We start from the raw sequence: 4,148 nt of genomic DNA on the forward strand, positions 1-4,148 counted from the left end.
AATTAGTTCTCTACTCATTATGAATACTTCATTTACACCAGGAAATATGGTATTTGCTATTACATTTTTATTTTTCACCATGCTATTCCAATCAATTACAATGCTATTTATTATATATATGATTAAAAATGATATGTCTAAAAAGATAAAAATAATATTATATGTTTTTTTAACACTAGATATATTAATCTTTTTATTCTTAATAAATATGACATATATAGCAGCAACAGCATTAAAATATTATTAACATCTTTATAGCAAGGGAATGCTTGTATACTGATCTATACTGCATTCCCTTATTGTATGTATGCTATATTTCTATTCTTCTTTTTCCGACATTAGAACCCTACATAAAATACCGGCCAAATTTACTTTTTAAACAAACCGAAAAAACCTTTCCGTTTTTGTTTCTGATTTTGCGCCTGCATATCTCTAATATTTTCAAGCAATAACTGATCTCGCTTCTCTAGCTTCTTCTCTATAAAAACTTCTAATTCACTGTTTTTACCTTCTACTTCAGTTAACTTTTTCTCCGTATTCGCTAAATGCTCTTTTGTCGTAACCAATTCATTCGTAATTTCTTGCAATTTTTGAACGAGTGCTTGATTAAATTGATTTTGTAACTGTTGATTTTCTAATACTTCATTCAATTTCTTTTCTAATTCTGATTTTTCTTCTTTTGAAACAAACGAATCAAGTTCTCCGTTTCGCCATGCCCGAACTTGATCGTAAGACCATTTTTGCGCCTGTATTTTTTCTTTTATTGCTTTTAATTCTTCTATATTTTCTTTCGAGTATCTGCGATGCCCTCCCTGACTTCGCTCCGTTTGTATGTTAAATTCGTTTGACCATACCTTTAACAAATCGGGTGTGATCCCTAAAAGAACCGCAACAATTTTCGGTGTATGCATTTCCGATTTTAGTTCCAATTTTCATTCCTCCCCCAAAAACGGAATACGTTTTTTACTTAAAAAACACGATTAAATCAGCATTCCAATCAAAATCGGAATACACTTGCAACCGATATGAAAACCGATTTTAAAAACGATTTAATTTCGAAATACATTCCGATTTTAACACCGATATGTATTACTTCTCGATAATAACATCAAAATCTTTTTTATTTATACAAGATTTTATGCAAAAAAAGAATAGCGGGGATCCCTAGAATCCCCGCTACATCAACGATGTATAAAATCTTGTATAAGAGATAAATAGACAAAAGATCAAGAAACCGCATAAAAACAAGAATTCTATGAAACTATTTGCTACCGATAATAGGACGTTATGTTAACCTGACATGAATAGAATATGCAATCAAAATACCTTTTATTATCTATATTCTTGATGTGGTACAATCTGGATAAAAGGTAGAAGGAGATAGACAATGACAGAAATCATTAAAGAGATTGTTTCCCAAAACAAAAGATACAAGGTTCAAGTTATCAAACGAAATAATGGCTTTTTCACTACAGAAGTTTTTGCGTGGTTTGAGGATTATGGATATAAGCATTGGGCTCCTATTAAACAGGGAATATCGTTAATTGATACAGAAAAACATGCTATAGCCATAGCAATGGAAGATTTAAAAGTGTATTCAGGTGAAAATGATTAATGGGTGTGGATTACACTTATCTCTGAACAAGAGAGGAGATTGCTGAAAGTGGAAGACCACGAGAAGGATATAGACTTACAATCGCTTACGGATACAGATATTCTCTTGAATTTTGGAAATACATTGACGGATCTATACCCACACTTAATTCCAATAGCAGCTTTTGCATATGACTCTTGGGATGACATTGTCATGCCTTTGTTTTTTGAAATGGTACATCGGACTTTTGCTTATAAATACGGGATTGATATCAAACCAAATGAGTATCATACATACTCCTTCACATTACATTGTTATAAAAAAATCCACCATATAGAGTGTATTCCAAAGCAAGACAGAACAAAGGCGTATGTAAACGGAGAACTCACCTGTCTTCATCGCTCAGATTTGTCAAATAAACTCATGATTTTCAAGTCCTTTGGTAATGGAGTCCATTCTTTAACAATGGGAATTGATTTGGAAGATGCAAAGCAATTCCATTTTGATATGGTTGAAATCGAAATTGTATGTAAGGAGACGGGATATCGCTTTTTAAAACATGCTAACGATACTATATTCCTCCCTAAAGATTCGTTATTTTTCGAGTTTGTAGCGGAGACATATGATAAAGCTGAGCATGAGTGTTATAAGACCAAGTATGTGTAAAAACAACTTCCAATAACGATAATTATGTAAATGAGCTGTCCAAATGAATGGCTTATTTTATTTTTTGCTTATCGTGGTTTTTTTCCAAAATGCTGGCGGTACCCCTATTAAGGGTCTCGCCAACTAAACGCGAATTTCGTACGCTAAGGAATTTCTAAGTTGAAAAACTTGATTTTATCGTACGTTAACAAAGTACCATAAACGACATTTAATTTTTGTTATGGTACTTTGTTTTTGATAATGAGTTTTGGAACTGGTTTTGACCGTATTTCTTTCAGTTATATTAGAACTAAATGGAGTTCCTTAAACGATCGTTTTCGGTTCTTATTATACAATCCTTGTAACATCAGTGGTTGTAGCCTTAGAGTACAGAATTTGCGATTGGTGCTATCCCATAATGAAAAAATCCTTAATATTTAAGGCTTTAAGAAATCACTTCGCTATCAACTCAAAGGCCTACTGTTATAGAAATATAATAGGCTTTTATATACTACTTATTAACCGATTCATCAGTTTTATTATAAACACATTTAGCTTCTCCAAAAAGACCACCTGTGTCCCATTCGCCACCATAATACGCATACTTCCTAGGTGAACCATTGTCTCGTATACTTGGATATAATTTTAGTTTATAGTCATAAACTGAAACCATAAAAATATAAATATATCCCCCCGATTAAAAGTGCCGCAGCAATGATTAATATTATTACTCCATCCGGACTATTAAAAATTTCTTTTATATGTTTTTTTGCTATTTGCTTAGTTTCTCCACTTGAAAAGAGATAAACAATGGAATAGAGAATTAGTAAGAAAAATGCCGAAATTACCTCTAACATGGCTTATGTACCTCCTAATATATATGTACCTTTAATTAACCAATAATTGCCTTATATATTATATCAGCTAGGGTACATGGAAATATAACAAATTATTTATATAATTTATTTTATTAATCGATATGTTAAAAAAAGACACCGAATAATTCCTTAGCGTACGAAATTCGCGTTATGTTGGCGGGACCCCTATTAGTGTATTTGATGATAAAAATGGTTAAAATCACGTTTTTTATCGATTTAGTTTACAAAATGGATATACAGTTAACTAAAAATGAAAAGTTTACATTTGAAAATGAACAATAAAAAACAGTAGTGTATAAAATCACTACTGTTTTTTATTGTTTCTTATAAGTGAATTATTTGTATTCCTGTCTATATAATTTAAATGAATAAATAGCTCCAATAAAGAATACAAAAGCTTCAAATAATATAAAGATTTGACGGAAATTCTCAATATCTTTACCTACTAAAGAAATAAATATAGCATTCATTAGAATTTGAGTAGTAAACATACGAGAAGTAATTTTTAAATAAATAGCATTTGTTCTTTCATCTGGTTTACCAATTTTTTTGTAAATAATAATAAGTGCAATTACTGAGCCCAAAAATAGAAGTGCTGTAAGTCCTACAACGATATTGAAATTGCCTGTACTTTCTAACATCCATTTATTTAATAGATCAATCATTATTATCTTCCTTTCCTACATAAGAGAATATTTCTTTCTTCTTTTTCACTATAATAAAAAAAGAAAAAGGAAAACATCGAACTTTCTTACAAACATTCGTGTATTCTTACAGTTTTGTCATTTTGTAAATATATTCAGCGCCTTGCCTTTCTCTAACTGGCGGTTCAGCTTGGCGAAAGCTAAAAACCCGCCGAAAATAAGAGCCAGCAAATGAAATTTATATTACCTAATGCTTAAAACTACTTCCGAGAACGATAATTATGTAAACACAAAAGTCCTCCAGTTAAACAATCCGGAGGACTTTTAATAGTTTTCTAAGTTATCTTCCAAATACACTCAATCCTAAATAAATCAAACTATAACTAA

At 31.0% G+C, this 4,148-nt stretch carries 6 protein-coding genes; 3 read left to right on the plus strand and 3 right to left on the minus strand.

The features are described 5' to 3' along the window. The first annotated feature begins 1 nt into the window (after window position 1). Window positions 2–247 carry a hypothetical protein gene (locus ACFWDE_RS30030; RefSeq protein ID WP_377896335.1) on the plus strand — a complete coding sequence of 82 codons (246 nt, stop codon included), beginning with the start codon at window positions 2–4 and terminating at the stop codon, window positions 245–247. A gap of 121 nt (window positions 248–368) precedes the next feature. Here ACFWDE_RS30030 and ACFWDE_RS30035 read toward each other — a convergent pair whose 3' ends face one another. Continuing rightward, a complete protein-coding gene (locus ACFWDE_RS30035) occupies window positions 369–929 on the minus strand; it encodes a MerR family transcriptional regulator (protein WP_377896336.1) in 561 nt (186 codons plus the stop codon). A gap of 458 nt (window positions 930–1,387) precedes the next feature. Here ACFWDE_RS30035 and ACFWDE_RS30040 point away from each other — a divergent pair, with 458 nt between their 5' ends. Next, window positions 1,388–1,615, plus strand: a complete 228-nt coding sequence (locus ACFWDE_RS30040; RefSeq protein WP_098430888.1) for a hypothetical protein — start codon at window positions 1,388–1,390, stop codon at window positions 1,613–1,615. Between the two features lie 48 nt (window positions 1,616–1,663). After that, window positions 1,664–2,260 (plus strand): hypothetical protein, encoded by a 597-nt coding sequence (locus tag ACFWDE_RS30045; protein WP_377896337.1) that lies wholly within the window; start codon window positions 1,664–1,666, stop codon window positions 2,258–2,260. Window positions 2,261–2,895: 635 nt separating this feature from the next. Here the strand turns inward: ACFWDE_RS30045 and ACFWDE_RS30050 are convergent. Both ACFWDE_RS30050 and ACFWDE_RS30055 read right to left on the minus strand, forming a co-directional pair. Beyond that, window positions 2,896–3,096 (minus strand): hypothetical protein, encoded by a 201-nt coding sequence (locus ACFWDE_RS30050; RefSeq protein WP_377896338.1) that lies wholly within the window; start codon window positions 3,094–3,096, stop codon window positions 2,896–2,898. Window positions 3,097–3,452: 356 nt separating this feature from the next. Next, entirely contained in the window at window positions 3,453–3,782 is a 330-nt protein-coding gene (locus ACFWDE_RS30055) for a hypothetical protein (RefSeq protein WP_016083241.1), read from the minus strand. Window positions 3,783–4,148: the final 366 nt, after the last annotated feature.

Source organism: Bacillus sp. NPDC060175 (assembly GCF_042728695.1).
GTDB lineage: Bacteria > Bacillota > Bacilli > Bacillales > Bacillaceae_G > Bacillus_A.